Source organism: Streptosporangium becharense (genome assembly GCF_014204985.1).
Lineage (GTDB): Bacteria > Actinomycetota > Actinomycetes > Streptosporangiales > Streptosporangiaceae > Streptosporangium > Streptosporangium becharense.
On the sequence record NZ_JACHMP010000001.1, the window covers coordinates 845,647 to 861,834 of the forward strand.

Below are 16,188 nucleotides of genomic sequence, written 5' to 3' on the forward strand. Positions count from 1 at the left end.
CTCGGCCCCGCCGGTGTTCCCGCTACGCACCGGATCCGCTCCGAGCCCGCGCCGGGTCTGTGCCGAGCTCGCGCCGGATCCGCTTCGGGGCCGCGCCGGGCGGCACCGTACGCGAAGCACCCGGACCGGCCCCACCGCCCGGACCGGCCGCGGCGACGGAGCGGCCATGGCGGCGGAGCAGTCACGACGGCTGGGCGAGATGACGCTCGACCGCGAGGGCTCGCGCCCGTAGTACCGGGAGGTCGCGGAGCGGTCAGGACGGCTGGGCGAGGTGACGCTCGACGGTGGCGACCTTGGACTCCAGGCGACCGTCCTGACCTGCGCGGATGTCGGCCTTGAGCACCAGGCTGACCCGCCCGGCGCGGGACTCGACGGCGGCGACGGCGTCCTTGACGACGGACATCACCTGATCCCAGTCCTCGCCCTCGACGGTGGTGAACATGGCGTCGGTCCGGTTCGGCAGACCCGAGGCGCGGACCACGCGGACAGCCTCGGCGACGAGCTCGCCGACATCCTCTCCCGTACCGATCGGCGTCACGCTGAACGCCACGAGCACTGACATGGCTCCCCTTCCTCCCGGGCCTTCCCGTCCCGCCCTTAACGGTAGTGGCAGCCTCAGCGCGGGTGGTCGTCAGCGGCCGGGTCCCGCCAGCAGCAACGAATTGAGGGTGCCGTACGCAAGACCTCCCTCAAGGGCTCCACAGGTGCCGTCGGTGAGCAGTTCCCGGGCGGCACGCGCGACCAGCCCGTACGCCGCCTCGGCGATCGAGGACCCGGCACTCGCGCGGGCCACGCCCAACGCCGCGAGCTCGGGCACGGTGAGGGTCCCGGGACCCGCCAGGACGTTCACCGGCGCGGACACCGCGCGCACGAGCGCCGTGACGGCCTCCGCGTCCAGGGCACCGAGGACGAACACCCCGTCGGCCCCGGCTGCCACGTACGCCTCGGCCCGGGCCAGGGTTTCCCTCCGCCATCGCGCGGGATCCCCGGCCGGCAGACGGTGCGTGTCGATCCGGGCGTTGATGAACAGCGGCACACCGGCGGCGTCCGCGGCACCACGGGCGGCCGCGATGCGCTCGGACTGCTCCGGGACGGAACGCAGCGGGGCCGGGCCCGCGCGGAGTGAGTCCTCCAGGTTGACGCCGACGGCTCCGGCCGCGAGCACGCCCCGCACGGTCTCGGCCACACCCTCGGGGTCGGAGGCGTAGCCGCTCTCGATGTCGGCGCTCACCGGGACGTCGACCGCCGCGGCGACCCGGGCGACCAGGTCGAGGCCGCGGTCCCGGTCCAGGTGGTCGCCGTCCCCATAACCCAGGGCCCACGAGACACCGGCGCTGGTGGTGGCGACCGCGGCGGCACCGGCCTCCGCCACGATGCGGGCGGAGGCGACGTCCCAGGCGTTGGGCAGCACCAGCGGCCGGCCCGGGACGTGCATCGAGCGGAACAACAGGGCCTTGTCATGAAGTGTCGTCATGCCGATCATCCCATCAGACGGAACCGGAGGCCGGACCTGACCTGTTTCGAGAAGGCACCGCGGAGTGCCGGACGGGGAGTGCCGCTCCTTCACGTCGGACGGTGCGGCCGCAGGGGTCATCGACCGGCTCGACCAGCCCGGCGGCACGGTCGTCACCCGGCCATGGCGACGTCCCCGACCGGCGGCACGGCCGTCATCCGGCCGCCGTGACGTCCTCGACCGGCAGCACGGTCACCGGGTCCCCGTGGCGTACGGTGCCGGGCCGGGTGACCCGCATGATGACGCCGAACTTGTTCCCGTGCGCGCTGATCAGCCACTTCTGCAGTTCGGGCCAGCGCTCCCGCCCCCGAGGGTCCCAGCTGGGCACGGCGCAGCGGATGCAGGGGCCCGCGTTGTCGCCGGTCACCTCCAGCCTGACCTCGCCGACGGTGATCGCCGTACCGGGGGCCCAGCTCTCCTCGGCGAAGACCGGCGCGACCAGGTCGAGGTGGAGGTTGGGCCGGAACCTGAGCAGGTCGACCGGGGCTCCCAGCTCCTCGCCCAGCGCCTCCAGCGAGGCGGCGACGGTGACGAGCACGGTCGGGCCCCGGTCCTGCTGGCCGTCGGCGGCGCGCAGGCTCAGCGGGGTGCCGAGCGAGTGGGCCAGCGTCTCCGGCAGGGCGGGGTCGTCCCACGCCCAGGCGGTGCCGTCCGGGGCGGTGAGCGTCGGGACGGCGCCGGTGCCGTAGGCGCTGCTCCAGTGGAGCAGCTCCGGCCGCTGCCGCACGGTCAGCACCCGGCCGGCGTGGTTGTCGCGCTCGTCGACGAGCGCGTAGGCCCGGTCACCGGCCAGTCCCCGCTCGTCGAACCGTCCTTCCGGCAGCTCCTCGCCGCGCAGCGACTTCACCGGCCAGCGCAGAATCCGGCCAACCTTCCCGAAATATGACTTCATGAACCAAAAATAGCGATCATATATGGGTGAAGGTAAGAATGCCCCGGACTGTCCTGGAGGCCGAGGCCATCCAGGACGAGCTCAGACCCCTGCTCGACCTGACCGGTCCCGGCCCCCGCGACCCCGCCAGGATCGCGGGGGTGGACGTCGCCTACGACGGAGACCGCCTGGCGGCGGCGGTGACCGTGCTGGACGGGACGACCCTGGAGGTCGTCGAGGAGGTCGCCGTCCACGGGCGGGTGGCCTTCGACTACGTGCCCGGACTGCTGGCCTTCCGTGAACTCCCGGCCCTGCTCGACGCCCTCGACCGGCTGTCCGCGCTCCCGGACCTGGTCGTCTGCGACGGGTACGGGCTGGCCCACCCCCGCCGTTTCGGCCTGGCCTGCCACCTCGGCGTACTGACCGGGCTGCCGGCGATCGGCGTCGGGAAGACCGCCTTCGTCGGCACGTACGACGAGCCGGGCCCCGAGCGGGGCTCCTGGTCCGACCTGCGTCTGGACGGCGACGTCGTCGGCCGTGTGCTGCGCACCAGGGACGGGGTCAAACCCGTCTTCGTCTCCGCAGGCCACCGTGTCGACCTCGACACGGCGTGCCACAACGTGCTGAACCTCACCCTCCGCTACCGCCTCCCGGAGACCACCCGGGCCGCCGACAGGCTCTCGCGGAGGATGCTGACCGAGAACTGTCGCCCGGGCCTGATGGGATCCGAACGGCACGACGAGATGGGATGACAGTGGGCGACAACGAGTGGGCCGAGGACGCCGGCGCCTGGCACGACAGCAACCTGACCGAGATCCGCGAACTGCTGGAGGGCGGGTTCGACCCGGGGCGGCAGCTCCCCTGGTTACGTTCGACGCCCTTACACCAGGCCGCGCAGGAAGGCGCCGTAGGGGTGATCGAGCTGCTGCTGGCCTCCGGCGCGGCGGTCGACCCGGTCGACGCCGACGGCGCCACCCCGCTGTGGGAGGCCGTGCGCCACGGGCACGACGAGGTCGTCAAGCTCCTGCTGGCCGCGGGCGCCGACCCCTGGCGGCCGTGCATCGCCGGCCGCTCCCCCGGTGTCCAGGCGCTCTTCACCGACATGGCCGGCCTGTTCGCGGACCTGCCGGGCGCCCCGCGCATCAGCCCCCGGCTCCGCGAGCTCCAGGACACGGTCGACGCGATGATGTTCTCGTACGAGACCTACAACGAGGAGCTGTGCGTCGCCTTCGTCGGCGGGGTGTCCGAGGAGGATGTCGTCCGCCGTCTGGGCTCGGTGCCCGAGTTGTGCCCGCCGCTGGAGGCCAGCGAGCTGCGCCGGGCCGAGCAGGACTCCCGGATGGAGGTCCTGCGGGTGGGCAGCCCGCCCGGGGGCGGGGTCGTGCTCTTCCAGGCCGACGGCATCCTGCCGGTGCAGGACGGCGTCGGCCGGACGGTCACCTCCGGCGGCGGGGTGCTGGCCGGGGCGTTCCCGTTCGCCAGCCCATCGGTCGACATCTGGCGCGACGGCGTGGCCGTAGCCCGGCCCTCGGTGTACGAGCAGCTCACCGACACCAGCATGATGGAGCTGTGGATGTGCCGATTCGGTGACTGCGGCGCCCATCCCTCCACCGCGACGGAGCGTGCCCTGTCCCTGATGACGCTCCTGACCTCCACGTACATCACCGAAGAGTGGCTGTGGAGCGCGCCGATGCGCCTGGTTCCGGTAACGCTGCGCCGCGCGGACGAGGATGGGTAGAGTCGCACGACCATGAAAAAGCACACGATCGTCGCGATGTGGGAAGAGATACCCGACGACGCGGACGACCTCGCCCTGGTCCGCGGCGGGTTCCGGACCTACCTCTGCCTCTGCGGGAAGTCACTGCCCGACCGGGCCGGCGCCGAACAGCACGCCGCGGAGACCGGCCAGTGCACCACGTGCCTGGGCACCACCACCGAGGACATCGTGCCGGGCTACTCCCAGAAGTGCACGGCCTGCGCCGGGACCGGCCGGCGCGGGGCTCAGCTGACCTGGGAGCTCGCCTACGTCGAGGCCGAGATGACGATCACCGTCCAGGTCGTGCGCGATCTGATCTCCGGCTTCACCGGGCCGTTCCGCCTCTCCCAGGTCGCCGACCTGGTTCGCGACACCCTCCGGCTCCCGGTCGGCCGTCTCCCGGTCGGCCCGCGCGTGCGCGACGTCCTGCGCCAGCTGGAGGCGATGGGCGAGCTGGTGCTGGTCTCCGCCCCCGAGCAACTGCTGCGCGGCACCACGGTCGTGCTCTACAACGACCCCTACTGGGAGCACGTCCGAAACTGACGAACCGGCCCGCCGCCGTCAGGAGCATGGCGGCACAAGGGTCTCGGTGAGACGTCGGCCGGGCGTCCCGTCCGCAAAGCGACCGGCATCGAGCGACAAGTGATGCCGCCCGGACGGGACGTTCCGCCGGCGAAAAACCGCCTCAACTGAATCGTCACCAGGTCCGCCTTTGATCCTTCGTTGATCCGTAGCACGGACTACTGTGCCTCATATGCCGATCGCGCGCTTCTCCGTGGAGAACTACCGATGTTTCCCGAAGGCACAGGAGGTGGAACTCCGTCCGATCACGGTGGTGCTGGGAAAGAACAATTCCGGCAAAAGTGCACTTGTGCGCGCACCCCTGGTGCTGTCCACCGGCGTCCGCACGGACTCCCCACTCCCCTTCGATCTCGATCAGCTCGGCGACGCCGTTCCCGCGTTCCCCGATCTGATCTATGGCACACGCCCGCACGGTGCGGTACGGGTGCGGATGGACTTCGAGGGTGGGGGTGGACAGGCGGAATCTTACGGCTTGGACGCCACCGTTCAGAACGTCAGCGAATGGCAGACCCAGGTGGTCAGTGAACTTGCCCTGCGCGCCGGATCTGAAACTGTTCGGTATGAATGGCTCCACGACGAGGTGCCCTGGGCCGAGGAACGACCCTATGTGTTTAGAATGAACGGTCACGATGCCATAAGGCACAAATTTCGCTTTCAGGGGCTTCTACCAACAGTTGTCCCAATTTCACAAAAACGGCGGGGTGGTGATCTCTCCAGAGCCGCCGATCGGATCCGGGCCGAGTTCGATCGGATCCGGTATCTCGGCCCGTACCGGCAACGACCGGATCGGCTGTATCGGATTCCCTCCAGAGTGGCGGCCGAGGTCGGGGGAAGCGGCGAGGCGACCCTCGGCATTCTCGCGCATGACGTCGTACGGCAACAGGGCTCGCTGATCAAAAAGATCAACGGATACCTGCCCGACAACCTGCCGGGCTGGACTCTGGATGTGAGCGATCAGGGCGGGGGAATGCACTCCGTGGTGTTCCGTTCCACCATCGACGACACCCTGCAGATCAACCTCGGCGACGCGGGCACCGGGGTGGCGCAACTCCTGCCGATATTGGTACAGCGCGCCATGGACGCGGCGACTCCCCCCGCCCACCCGATCCTGGAGATCATCGAAGAACCGGAGCTTCACCTGCACCCGTCCGCACACGCGCTGGTCGCGGACCTCCTGCTCGACTCAGCCCGGGAGTCGAACGTCAGGTTCCTCGTCGAGACGCACAGCGAGACCTTTCTTCTCCGGCTCCGCCGCCGCGTGGCAGAAGGGAATGCCTCCCCCGACACCATAGCGATCTACTTCGTGGAGCACAGCGGAGGCGCAGCCCAAGCCCGACGGATCGGCATCGACTCCCTCGGGAATCTCGACTACTGGCCGCGCGGTGTCTTCTCCGAGGATTTCGAGGAGACGCGCAAACTGGCAGCCGCACAGAAAGAGCGGTTCACGCCCGATGCGCGTTGAACTGAGCGGCGAAGTCCTCTCGACCGATGCCCTCGCTGCGGATGTCCTGGAGTTCATGAGGCTCTTCACCCGGGGAGTCCACAACTGGGTCCTCGATCCGGAAGACATCGAGGAGGTCTCCACCTATCTCCATAGGCACGCCCCCATGCTGGCGCATGCCTACACGGAGTTCGCGATCAAGACCAGCGTGGTCAGTCAGGCATGGAGCGTCACCGACCAGCCGACGCTCTTCGTCTCTCGCGTGACGATCGAAGACGACCTGCACGACCTTCGCCAACCCGCCGTCCTGATCGTCGAGGACGCGGTTTCCGACAGGTGTTTCCTCCAAGGCATAGCACACGTTTTCGACGGTGACGACGTGATGGACGCCATTGTGGAACGCAGGTTGGAACTGCTGCACGGCGGCGGCAAGGATCGCGCCTGCGCACAGGCGCCTTCAGCACGGGAACGCTTCAGACGCACCTCTCGTGTCGCCCTCTTCCTAGACAGCGATCGCCTGACCCCCGGTGAGACCACCAAATGCCACAGACTGGCGGAGCGACTTGAGCCTCTGGGCATCGCCGTTCACATCCTGAACTTACGGGAAGCGGAGAACTACATTCCTAGCGAGGTCCTGCGTGGAGCACTACGACCCCGCGAGGCCTCACGGCTGCTGGACCAGCTGACTCAGCTCACTCCCGAACAGCGCGGTCACTTCGACATGAAACACGGATTTCCCAAAGCGAGGGAAGACGGCCTCCGCGTTCCCCCAGGACACCAGAATCTGTACGACGGGGTGCCGGACAGAGTGATCGATAAGCTACGGACGGGCTTCGGGACCAAGTTGACCGAGCTCCTCGAACGCGAAGCCGCGAGCGGAAAGCTCACGGCTGAACATTTCGAGGACCTCGGCAAAGGGGTGGTCGAGGAGCTGCATGCGATTCTCACCATGCTCAGAAAGATCATCTAGAGGTGGAAATGCCCGACGACAATGAAGAGATCACCGTACTACCGGAGATCTACCTCCTGGAGCAGATCCTCAACATGATCGCTGCCGGCGAGCTCCGGGTTCCGAAGTTCCAACGTCCCTTCGTCTGGCGACCAGAGCAGATGCTCAACCTCTTCGACAGCATAGAACGCGGTTATCCCATCGGGAGCCTGCTGATCTGGCAGACCAAACAGCAGCTCGCCAGTCTCGACGAGATCGGCGGGCTGAAGATCCCCCCGCATCGGCCGGGCAGTCAGGTCGCCTACATCCTCGATGGTCATCAGCGTCTGTCCACCCTCTTCGGAGGGTTGAAGCGCCCCTCAGACGCTCCTCGCTCCACGGAACAGCGCGACTGGATGTGGTGGATCTATCGAGTCCTGGGGGATGGCGACGACAGGTCCACCCGATACCGGCACTGGAAGTACGGGGATCGCGCTCCCCATACCTACCTGCCGATGGGCTCGATCCTCCGGACGATGGATTTCCTCGCCTACGCACGCGAGTTGTCACAGGCCAGGGTTCCGGGCGGCGACATCACTCCGTTCATCGACGAGGCCGAACAAGTCGCCCAGCGGATCAAGCAGTACAAGATGGCCGCGGTCCGCCTGGTCGGCGGTTCGCTGACCCATGCAGTGGAGGTGTTCTCGCGGGTCAACAGCAGCGGTCAGTCGATGACGCCGGATCAGATGGTGACCGCGCTGACCTACGCCACGACCGGCCCGGACAGCCTTGCCGACCGGATGGAGGCCATCCAGGAACGCATCGCGGTCTCGGGCTTCGGCGAGATACCCTCACTCACGATCTTCCGCGCCATCCTTGCGATCTCTGGAGAGGAGGACGTACAGGACACCCGTTGGGAGGCCCTGGCCAAGCGAGTGGAGGGTGGGCTGCTCTCCGCGGTGGAAGCCACCGACCTCGCCCTGGAACAGGCGGTTGACTTCCTCCGGTCCCATGCCGGGGTTCCGCTGGCACGCCTGGTCCCTTACAACCTGCAGATCATGCTGCTGGCCGCCTTCTTCCACTTCTGCCCAGAGCCCGACAAACGGCAACTCGTCTTGCTGAGGCGATGGTTCTGGACGACCTCGTGGTCCGGGCACTTCGCCGGAGCCAACACCACCCAGGTCAGGCAGTCACTCCAAGAGATCAAGGACTTCGCTGCGGGGAACGGCACCCTCCGCCTCGGCGACCAGCACGCCCGACCTTTTCCACAACGTTTCGATCTGCGTAGCGCGCGAGTACGGGCTTTCATCCTGTGGGAGCTCAAGGAGTTTCCCCATCGCGTCAACCCCGACGGGACTTCTCTCGATCCCAAGAATCTGCTGGCCACATCCCATACCGAGGCATACCGGCACGTTGTCAATAGGCGTGGCATAGAGGGAACGTCCAGTCCGGCCAATCGACTGGTGATGACGACACCCTCCCGGATCTCCGTGCGGCAGGCGTTGATCGATCTGGACCCTTTGACGGAGGAAGCTGTGACACGCACGCACGGCATTTCCCACGAGGCCCTGCGCCGGCTCCGGGAAGGGGACGACGCGGGATTCATCGAAGTCCGTCTGGCGGACCTGGCCGCCAGAGAGCGGGAGTTCATGGCCGAGCTGGGTGTCAAACACGCCGACGAGCTCCTGGGAGAGGCTGATATCGACACGGAGTGAACGGCCTCCGCCCCTCGGAGGGAGGCGGTGGCGCAACGATTGAACGCGCCGCCGTTCCTCACCGCCGACCGGCGGGCGGGGTTCACCCGTCCGCGCGCCCGCCAGGACGCGGCTTGCGCGTTTCCGCCCTTTCAGAACCCGGTAGTACAGGCAACGGGCTGCGCCTCCCGACCCGAGGCGTGCGGGACGGGCCGGCGACGCGTCGCGGCGGGGTGAAGGCGTACAGGTCCAGGATGTCGGGCGGCGCGGCGACACCCGGGCCGCCCGCCCGCACCCAGGCCGCGACGTCCTCCGTCGCCGCCGGATCGTTCACCAGCCCCAACCACACCGGGCGGCCACCGGCGGCCCGTCCCGCGGCCGAGGGCCGCACCACGACCACGTTGGCCCGTTCGCACACGCCCAGGCACTCCGAGACGCCCACCGGCATCCGCTCGCTGAGATACGCGACCTGCTCCGCGTGATCGACGCCGCGCACCTTGGACGTGCCGCAGCAGCAGTCACGGCACACGGTGACCCGGCACGGCACCGGATCGGTCGTCCCCATGGGCATACCGACGCTTCCTCCTCCCCGGGGAGATCCGCCCCGGCTTCGTCGAGGAGGCGACCGCGCGAGTCTCCTGGCTCTCGGGTCACCGCTCGCCCCGGCCTTCCCACCCGCGTGCGGGCAGTGGCGTCGTCGGGGTCCGCTCGCCGATCACAGTGGCGGGACCGCGCCGGATTCGCACCGGTTTCCTCGTTCCGCCGTCGCCTACCCGGCCATACTGACACAGCACTACAACTCCGACATAACGGCGACACGGAGTGGACAGGATCACCGCACCCCGGAACACCGGTGACCGCCCGCCGCGAACGGGACGACGCGCGCGGACGTACGGTGGATCACGAATACGCCGGTTTCCTACCGGATGGAGTTCCGGGAACCGCCCTGACCGGTCAGGGAGCCAGGCGGGTCAGGCCGTCGCGGACCCGGACCGTCGCCGGATGGTCGGGCCCGTACAGGCGGCCGAGATCGTCGAGCAGGCCGGCGAGCGTGCTCCGGGCGGACTCGACGTCACCCGTGCTCTTCTGCAGCTCACCGATCTGCCTGCGCAGTTCCAGGGTCCGCGGGTCGTCCGCCGAATACGCCCGCAACTCGTCGGCGAGCAGAGCGTGCATCAAGCGGAGCGCCAGGCCGCTGTCGCCGAGATGCACATGACAGGTGGCCTCCTGCATGCGGCACTGGAAGACCCGCTCATCGTCGGCGTGGTACCGCTTCGCCAGATCCACGGCGAGCCGGTGGAAGGCGGGGGCGGCGCGGCGGTGGTCTCCGGCCTTTCCCCGACCCGCTTGGCCAGCAGCGGCAGAACGAACTCGTCCAGCTCAGGCGGGACGTCGGGCCGGAACCGCCGCACCCGGGGCGGCGCGGTGTGGATCTGCTGCTCGTACACGCCGTACTCGGTGGGTCCCGTGAACAGCCTCCTCCCGGTGAGCAGTTCGTGCAGGACGCACCCGAGGGCGTAAAGGTCGCTCTGCGGCGCGAGCGTCCCGCCCCGGATCTGCTCAGGCGGCATGTAGGACGCGGTACCCATCATCTGACCGGTCCGGGTGAGCCGGGACAGCCGCTTGTCGTAGCTGCCCCAGACCTCCCCCATGCCTCCCTTGCCGAGGTGCACCTCGTCGAGTTCGTACCGTTCGAGGATGACCGTACGCTCAGCCACCGCGCCTCCGGGCGTCACAGAGAGAAGATCGACAAGGGGAATCCACTCGGGGGTGGAGGGTTCCATCGAGGAGACCGTCGAAGCCGGACCGCACCAGATCGTCGCCGATCCTCCTGATCTCGTGGACGGAGTCCTCGAAGGCCAGGAGCCGGCGGAAGGCGTCGCCGTACGCGCGTTGCTCGTCGATGGGCAGGCGCGGCAGCCGGGCACGACGAGGGTCCATCCGGGTGGAGGAGCCCAGGCGCGTGCTGGTCTCCCCGGTGACCCGAAGGCAGCCGGCGAGGAAGTGCGGGTCGAGCCGCTCGGGGTCCGTCCGGAACAGCAGGAGCTGTGGTCCGAGCGCGGCCCCGCCCTCCCGCATCACCCGGACGACCGTGTCGCCGCGGGGAACGAGCGGGGCGACGACATCACCCCGCTCGGTGACGATCAGCCCGGGTTCGTCCTCGGTGCGTCCGCTGGGAGCGCGGCCGAGCAACAGGTCCTTGGCCGTCAGGACGGGAAGGCCCCCCTCCTCGACGCTCATCCTGAGCGGCCCTTGATGGACGGTCACCACTCCGGCCCTGGCCAGTTCCCCGACGCTGGTCATCGGCAGGTCCCGCCGCCGTTCCAGAGGTGCCAGCCCGGGGATGTCCAGCCCCGCGAGAGCCGCCACCGCGCGGTTGCGCGCTTCGGTGAACGCCGACGGCCTCGACTGGCTCTGGCCGCTCACCCGGTGCACGGGGGTGAGCGCGACCTCCTCGTCGAGCAGGTCGATGATCCGCACGGTACGGGCGGCGGCGGGCGGCTCGGCGCCGGCGGTGTAGGCCCGCCACGCGCGGTGTCGGGGTGGCGAGCAGGGGCGGCACCTCGACGTATCGGCCGTGCCGGCGCAGCGACGGGCCCGCTGGCGCAGCCGAAGCCGGGATGGGTCTCGCTCAAGGACTTCACCGTCGTCCCCTACAACGGCAGGCACCTGGTCCACGCGACGACGCACGACACGGGGACGAGGTGGGGTTCGATGAGCTTCGGCCTGTTCACGAACTGGCCGGAGATGGCCTCGGCCAGCCAGAACGCGATGTCCTCCTCCGCTGTGGCGCCCACGCTCTTCTACTTCGCCCCGAAGAACATCTGGGTGCTCGCCTACCAGTGGGGCGGGACCGCTTTCTCCTACAGGACGTCGAGCGACCCCACCAACCCGAATGGCTGGTCATCGCAGCAGGTGCTCTTCTCCGGAAGCATCTCCGGCTCCGGAACAGGCCCCATCGACCAGACGCTCATCGGTGACGGCACGAACATGTATCTGTTCTTCGCCGGCGACAACGGCAAGATCTACCGGGCCGGCATGCCTATCGGGAATTTCCCGGGCAGCTTCGGCACGACATCGACGGTGGTCATGAGCGACACGACGAACAACCTGTTCGAAGCCGTTCAGGTCTACAAGCTCCAGGGCCAGAACCGCTACCTCATGATCGTCGAGGCGATCGGCTCGCAGGGACGTTACTTCCGCTCGTTCACGGCCACCAGCCTGAACGGTTCGTGGACACCGCAGGCCGCGACCGAGGGCAATCCCTTCGCCGGCAAGGCCAACAGCGGCGCCACCTGGACCAACGACATCAGCCACGGCGAACTGATCCGCACCGGTCCCGATCAGACCATGACCGTTGATCCCTGCAATCTGCAGTTGCTCTACCAGGGACGCAACCCCGACTCCGGCGGCGACTACGGCCTCCTGCCCTACCGGCCGGGTCTGCTGACACTGCAGCGCTGACGACGTAACACGGGGTCCGGCTCGGAGGGAGCCGGCGCGTCGGGCCCGCACGCCGCCTCCAGCAGGTGGTCCCCGACGGAAGCGGTTGGCGTCCAGGCTCTCGACCGTCGAGAAGAGCACCTCGGTGTGGTCGGCGATGTGGCTGGTGTGGTTGAGCAGCGAGGCCGCCGTCCGCGGTGGCGGTCGCGGGGCGCGCCGCGAGCAGCGCGACGGCCAGGATCGCGGCTCCCAACCGCGAGGCGAACGTACCGAATCGACGAATGGTCATGGCGCCCAGCATGCGTCTTCCGCTTCACGTACCGGCTTGCTCTGCGGCGCGACCGCCGTAGGCACGTGGTAAGGCGGGCTTACTCACTGCGCGCCGCCGGCCGCACGGTGGAGGCGATCGGCTCGCTCCCGCGGACTCGACGGAACCGGCCGGGACGGTGATCACCGCAGTGATCGCTGCGGTGATCGCCGTCCCGGCCCCCGATCGGCACCGGCCGGTGCCGTCTCATGATCCGGCTTCTCAGCCCCGGTTCCAGGTCCACTTCTGGTTGTTGCCGCCCCAGCAGGAGTAGACCTGAAGCTGGGTCCCGTTACCGGTGCCGTTGTTGGCGGCGTCGAGACACAGACCCGACTGGACGTTCACGATCGAGTCGTCCGAGTTGACGCGCCACTTCTGGTTGTCACCGCCCCAGCAGGAGTAGATCTGCACCTTGGCCCCGTTGCCGGTGCCGGCGGCGTCCAGGCACTTGCCGCCGAGAACGCGGAACTCCTGTGCCGACGTGTAGGCCCACTGCTGGTTGGGGTTGGAGTGGCAGTCCCACAGCTGGAGCTGCGTGCCGTCGGCCGTCGACGAGTTCGGCACGTCCACGCACCGTCCGGAGGCCGCACCCCGGATCTGCCCGGCACCGCCCGGGTCCGACGTGGGAGTGACGGTCGGCGAGGGCGAGGGGTCCGGGTCCGCGTTGTTGAGCGCGTTCAGGACGGAGTTGTAGGCGGCCTTCTTGTTGCCGTTCCTGTCGAACAGCAGTGCGCTGGCGCTCTCGCCCAGCCACGAATCGCTGTCGCGGACGCCCCATACGGTGATGCCGGTGCAACGCGGCACCGCCAGGCAGTCGTTGACCACGTTGGCATAGGTGGTGGCCGAGCCGCCCTGGATGTCGAGTTCGGTGATCTGCACGTCGACCCCCAGCGCCGCGAAGCTCTGGATGGTCGTGCGGTAGTTGCTGTTGTAGGGGCTGTTGCCGTTGAAGTGCGACTGCAGGCCGACGCAGTCGATCGGCACGCCGCGCTGCTTGAAGTCGCGGACCATGTTGTAGACGCCCTGTGTCTTGGCCCAGTTCCAGTTGTCGATGTTGTAGTCGTTGTAGCACAGCTTGGCGGACGGGTCGGCGGCCCGCGCGGTGCGGAAGGCCACCTCGATCCAGTCGTTGCCGGTCTGCTGGAGGTTGGAGTCGCGCCGGCCACCGGAGTTGCCGTCGGCGTAGGCCTCGTTGACGACGTCCCAGGCGTAGATCTTGCCTCGGTAGTGCCCCACCACGCCGTTGATGTGGTTGATCATCGCCTGACGGAGACTGCTGCCGGAGAGCGACCTCATCCAGTCCGGCTGCTGGGAGTGCCAGGCGAGCGTGTGGCCGCGCACCCGCTTGCCGTTCTGCACCGCCCAGTTGTAGATCCGGTCGCCGGCGCTGAAGTTGAACTGCCCCCGGTTGGGTTCCGTGGCGTCGATCTTCATCTCGTTCTCGGCGGTGATCATGTCGAATTCGCGGTTCGCGATCGTGGTGTACGCCTGGTCACCCAGCTTGCCGCCGGCGACGGCCGTGCCGAAGTACCGGCCGCTCTGCTGCGCGGCGGCGGCCAGCGTGCTCGCCGCCGCGTCCGCGGGAACCGGCACGACCAGCGCCGCGCCTACGACACCCAGGACGCCCACGGCGCTCACGACGCCGCAGAGGGCGGCGAAGCGTCCGTACGCGGATGAAGGTAAAGCCTTCACACCCATGCCTGACTCCATACTGAAATCGCGGAAAAAGGGATGTGCGGGAACCCGGCGGACGACGCCGCACCCCGAACCGGAGGCGCACACCACGGTGGCGTCATGACCGGCGGCCCTCGCCGATCACCACATCGGACGGAGCCGACCGCCTCGGAGATCAGTGTGGAAACGCAACCGAAACATGTCAACACTTAAGCGAAATTTTCGGAACGACCACTCCAGGATTAATGATCATTTGTGATGCCGTGAGGCCGCAAGGAGCCCATTGCGGCGCAACGCATGCAGGAAGCCGCCGGTAGCTGAGGATGAAAATTTCACTTTATCTTCGCAACTTGCGGACCCGAAGATTGGCTGTACAGATGTGCGACACCCACCTGGCATGGTCGCGCACAGGACCACCGCCGCTTGACGGCAGCTGGTCCGCTGTATTTACTCGCCGCCATCACCACCGAAGAGGCCGGGTGCCGAAGGAGGGCCGCACTGCGGAGCGTTAGCGCTAACACAAACCTCCGCCCGTAGGATGCGCAAGGTCGTCAAGCCTGGGTGGCACCACACGCCCAGGTCATTCCGTGTCCGCCGCTCTGTCTTCGCAACAGGAGGCAGAGCGGCCAGGCGAACCGAAAGGGGGACGCTGCGGGAGATGAGCGCCTGCCGACGATGTCATCCGGCCAGGTCGCAGCCTTCCTCGCCGCCCTGCGCACCAGAGCTGGTAGGGAGATCCGGCTGACCGGTCAGGAGCTTGCCGACCACCTGATGGGAGACCCCCAGGAGCAGGCCGATGTCACGGTGCGGGAGCCTGCTCGTGAAGGCACCGCGCCGCAACCCCGGCCCTTCCACCTTCAGCGCCCACCGATCACCGACGCGGAGCTCGTCCCGCCCCTCCCCGACCTCCGCCCCGGCACGGCCCGGCCGGGACGCCGGTCGCCCGGCATGCGGCGAGATCCGCCGCCGGGCGGGACCGCAGACGGGGGTCAGGCGGGGTCGTAGGTCAGGCAGTCGATGTCTTCGCGCGCGTAACCGACGACGATGCCCGGCGCCTGGCATTCGAACCGGACGTTGTGGTGACAGTCGGCCATCTTGCACGCGCCGACGCGGCCGGTGGCGGCCAGATCGCCGCCTTTCGCCTCGATCTGGAAGAAGGTCTCGCACTCCGCGTGGTGAGTGTCGCCGACCGTGATGGCCCGTGCGTGGCAGGTGTGTTCTGTGTTGTACGCGCACGCCTCGACCCGGCACTCGCTGATCACGGGCATGTCCATGGCTGCAACCTCCGGGCTCGGGCTGGTCTCGGACGCCACTCGCCTTCGTCGGGACCCGCCATCGATCGTCTGCATGACAGAGCCATGTGCCGACATATGGTCACATGGCCTATCCGTCCAGTACCGCACCCGCATCGGCTCCACCCTCACGCCGGGCTCAAGGTTCCCCCAAAAGCGCCTGTGGAGGAGCTGGAAACGGCCTCGCGGACGGCAGTGGAGTGGTGCGACACTTCGTGCGGCGTCTGAAGGGAATCGAGGGTGGAAGTGGCGGAGAAACGGCCGGGCGACGCCGCAGGACGGCGTCCCTACATCGCAATCCTCTTGTACCGGACGACCGTGGACGACGGCAGCGGATATGTCACACACAGCGAGGACGTCGTCCTCATCCACGAGCACTCGATCGAAGGGGCGAAGGCGCGGGCCGAGACGATGGGGCATGACGAGGAGACTTCGTATTCGAATCAGTACGGTCAGACCGTGAACTGGGAATTCCTAGGAGTCGCGGATGTCCGCGACGCGTTGTACGACGACCTGGACTCGGATACGGCTCTCTACACCAGACGTTTCGACCGCCTTTCCGATTACGAGAGCCTTTTCTCCTTCTCGCCGCGTGGCGGCCGGGGGCGGGGGGCGGGTTCGCCGTGTGACGGCGAGGGAACGGACGGTTCCCGTTCCTGACCGGCCACGCCCCGGGCCCGCCGGGC

Annotated in this window: 18 protein-coding genes and 1 riboswitch; of the genes, 8 read left to right on the forward strand and 10 right to left on the reverse strand. The window is 68.3% G+C overall.

Features of this window, described 5'->3' with window-relative positions; translation table 11 throughout:
- Positions 1-253: 253 nt before the first annotated feature.
- The 3 genes from F4562_RS03690 to F4562_RS03700 all read right to left on the reverse strand — a co-directional run bounded on the left by F4562_RS03690 (position 254) and on the right by F4562_RS03700 (position 2,405).
- Complete coding sequence (locus F4562_RS03690; RefSeq protein WP_221207571.1) at positions 254-562, reverse strand: MTH1187 family thiamine-binding protein; 309 nt, start codon at positions 560-562, stop codon at positions 254-256.
- Between the two features lie 69 nt (positions 563-631).
- The gene (locus F4562_RS03695; RefSeq protein ID WP_184545241.1) at positions 632-1,474 is read right to left on the reverse strand and encodes an isocitrate lyase/PEP mutase family protein; all 843 of its coding nucleotides are present in this window, start codon (positions 1,472-1,474) and stop codon (positions 632-634) included.
- A 193-nt stretch (positions 1,475-1,667) separates the two neighbouring features.
- The gene (locus F4562_RS03700; protein ID WP_184545243.1) at positions 1,668-2,405 is read right to left on the reverse strand and encodes an MOSC domain-containing protein; all 738 of its coding nucleotides are present in this window, start codon (positions 2,403-2,405) and stop codon (positions 1,668-1,670) included.
- Between the two features lie 38 nt (positions 2,406-2,443).
- Between F4562_RS03700 and F4562_RS03705 the strand changes: the two genes are divergently transcribed.
- The 6 genes from F4562_RS03705 (at position 2,444) to F4562_RS03730 (ending at position 8,806) form a co-directional block, all read left to right on the forward strand.
- A complete protein-coding gene (locus F4562_RS03705; RefSeq protein ID WP_184545245.1) occupies positions 2,444-3,136 on the forward strand; it encodes an endonuclease V in 693 nt (230 codons plus the stop codon).
- Positions 3,133-4,122 (forward strand): ankyrin repeat domain-containing protein, encoded by a 990-nt coding sequence (locus F4562_RS03710; protein ID WP_184545247.1) that lies wholly within the window; start codon positions 3,133-3,135, stop codon positions 4,120-4,122. The genes F4562_RS03705 and F4562_RS03710 overlap by 4 nt, the downstream gene beginning before the upstream one ends.
- 12 nt (positions 4,123-4,134) lie before the next feature.
- The gene (locus F4562_RS03715; RefSeq protein WP_184545249.1) at positions 4,135-4,683 is read left to right on the forward strand and encodes a hypothetical protein; all 549 of its coding nucleotides are present in this window, start codon (positions 4,135-4,137) and stop codon (positions 4,681-4,683) included.
- 211 nt (positions 4,684-4,894) lie between these two features.
- Positions 4,895-6,184, forward strand: coding sequence for an AAA family ATPase (locus F4562_RS03720; protein WP_184545251.1), 1,290 nt, complete (start codon positions 4,895-4,897; stop codon positions 6,182-6,184).
- The gene (locus F4562_RS03725) at positions 6,174-7,133 is read left to right on the forward strand and encodes a hypothetical protein (RefSeq protein WP_184545252.1); all 960 of its coding nucleotides are present in this window, start codon (positions 6,174-6,176) and stop codon (positions 7,131-7,133) included. The genes F4562_RS03720 and F4562_RS03725 overlap by 11 nt, the downstream gene beginning before the upstream one ends.
- 8 nt (positions 7,134-7,141) lie before the next feature.
- A complete protein-coding gene (locus F4562_RS03730; protein WP_184545577.1) occupies positions 7,142-8,806 on the forward strand; it encodes a DUF262 domain-containing protein in 1,665 nt (554 codons plus the stop codon).
- Between the two features lie 82 nt (positions 8,807-8,888).
- Here F4562_RS03730 and F4562_RS03735 read toward each other — a convergent pair whose 3' ends face one another.
- From F4562_RS03735 to F4562_RS03750, 4 genes are all read right to left on the reverse strand, one after another.
- Positions 8,889-9,356 carry a (2Fe-2S) ferredoxin domain-containing protein gene (locus tag F4562_RS03735; protein WP_221207573.1) on the reverse strand — a complete coding sequence of 156 codons (468 nt, stop codon included), beginning with the start codon at positions 9,354-9,356 and terminating at the stop codon, positions 8,889-8,891.
- Positions 9,357-9,396: 40 nt separating this feature from the next.
- A riboswitch (cobalamin riboswitch) is annotated at positions 9,397-9,598 on the reverse strand.
- A 141-nt stretch (positions 9,599-9,739) separates the two neighbouring features.
- A complete protein-coding gene (locus F4562_RS03740; protein WP_184545254.1) occupies positions 9,740-9,961 on the reverse strand; it encodes a hypothetical protein in 222 nt (73 codons plus the stop codon).
- Complete coding sequence (locus F4562_RS03745) at positions 9,961-10,503, reverse strand: protein kinase domain-containing protein (RefSeq protein WP_311734174.1); 543 nt, start codon at positions 10,501-10,503, stop codon at positions 9,961-9,963. The genes F4562_RS03740 and F4562_RS03745 overlap by 1 nt, the downstream gene beginning before the upstream one ends.
- Positions 10,496-11,266, reverse strand: coding sequence for a hypothetical protein (locus F4562_RS03750; protein WP_184545258.1), 771 nt, complete (start codon positions 11,264-11,266; stop codon positions 10,496-10,498). Before F4562_RS03750 ends, F4562_RS03745 begins: the two co-directional genes overlap by 8 nt.
- 54 nt (positions 11,267-11,320) lie before the next feature.
- On the opposite strand from F4562_RS03750, the gene F4562_RS03755 reads away from it, so the two are divergent.
- Positions 11,321-12,250 (forward strand): glycoside hydrolase family 62 protein, encoded by a 930-nt coding sequence (locus tag F4562_RS03755; protein ID WP_311734175.1) that lies wholly within the window; start codon positions 11,321-11,323, stop codon positions 12,248-12,250.
- Positions 12,251-12,758: 508 nt separating this feature from the next.
- Here the strand turns inward: F4562_RS03755 and F4562_RS03760 are convergent.
- The 3 genes from F4562_RS03760 to F4562_RS03770 all read right to left on the reverse strand — a co-directional run bounded on the left by F4562_RS03760 (position 12,759) and on the right by F4562_RS03770 (position 15,484).
- The gene (locus tag F4562_RS03760) at positions 12,759-14,234 is read right to left on the reverse strand and encodes an endo-1,4-beta-xylanase (protein WP_184545260.1); all 1,476 of its coding nucleotides are present in this window, start codon (positions 14,232-14,234) and stop codon (positions 12,759-12,761) included.
- A 654-nt stretch (positions 14,235-14,888) separates the two neighbouring features.
- A complete protein-coding gene (locus tag F4562_RS03765) occupies positions 14,889-15,050 on the reverse strand; it encodes a hypothetical protein (RefSeq protein ID WP_184545261.1) in 162 nt (53 codons plus the stop codon).
- Between the two features lie 149 nt (positions 15,051-15,199).
- Positions 15,200-15,484, reverse strand: coding sequence for a DUF1540 domain-containing protein (locus F4562_RS03770; RefSeq protein WP_184545263.1), 285 nt, complete (start codon positions 15,482-15,484; stop codon positions 15,200-15,202).
- A 258-nt stretch (positions 15,485-15,742) separates the two neighbouring features.
- On the opposite strand from F4562_RS03770, the gene F4562_RS03775 reads away from it, so the two are divergent.
- Complete coding sequence (locus tag F4562_RS03775; protein ID WP_184545265.1) at positions 15,743-16,162, forward strand: DUF4288 domain-containing protein; 420 nt, start codon at positions 15,743-15,745, stop codon at positions 16,160-16,162.
- Positions 16,163-16,188 lie beyond the last annotated feature (26 nt).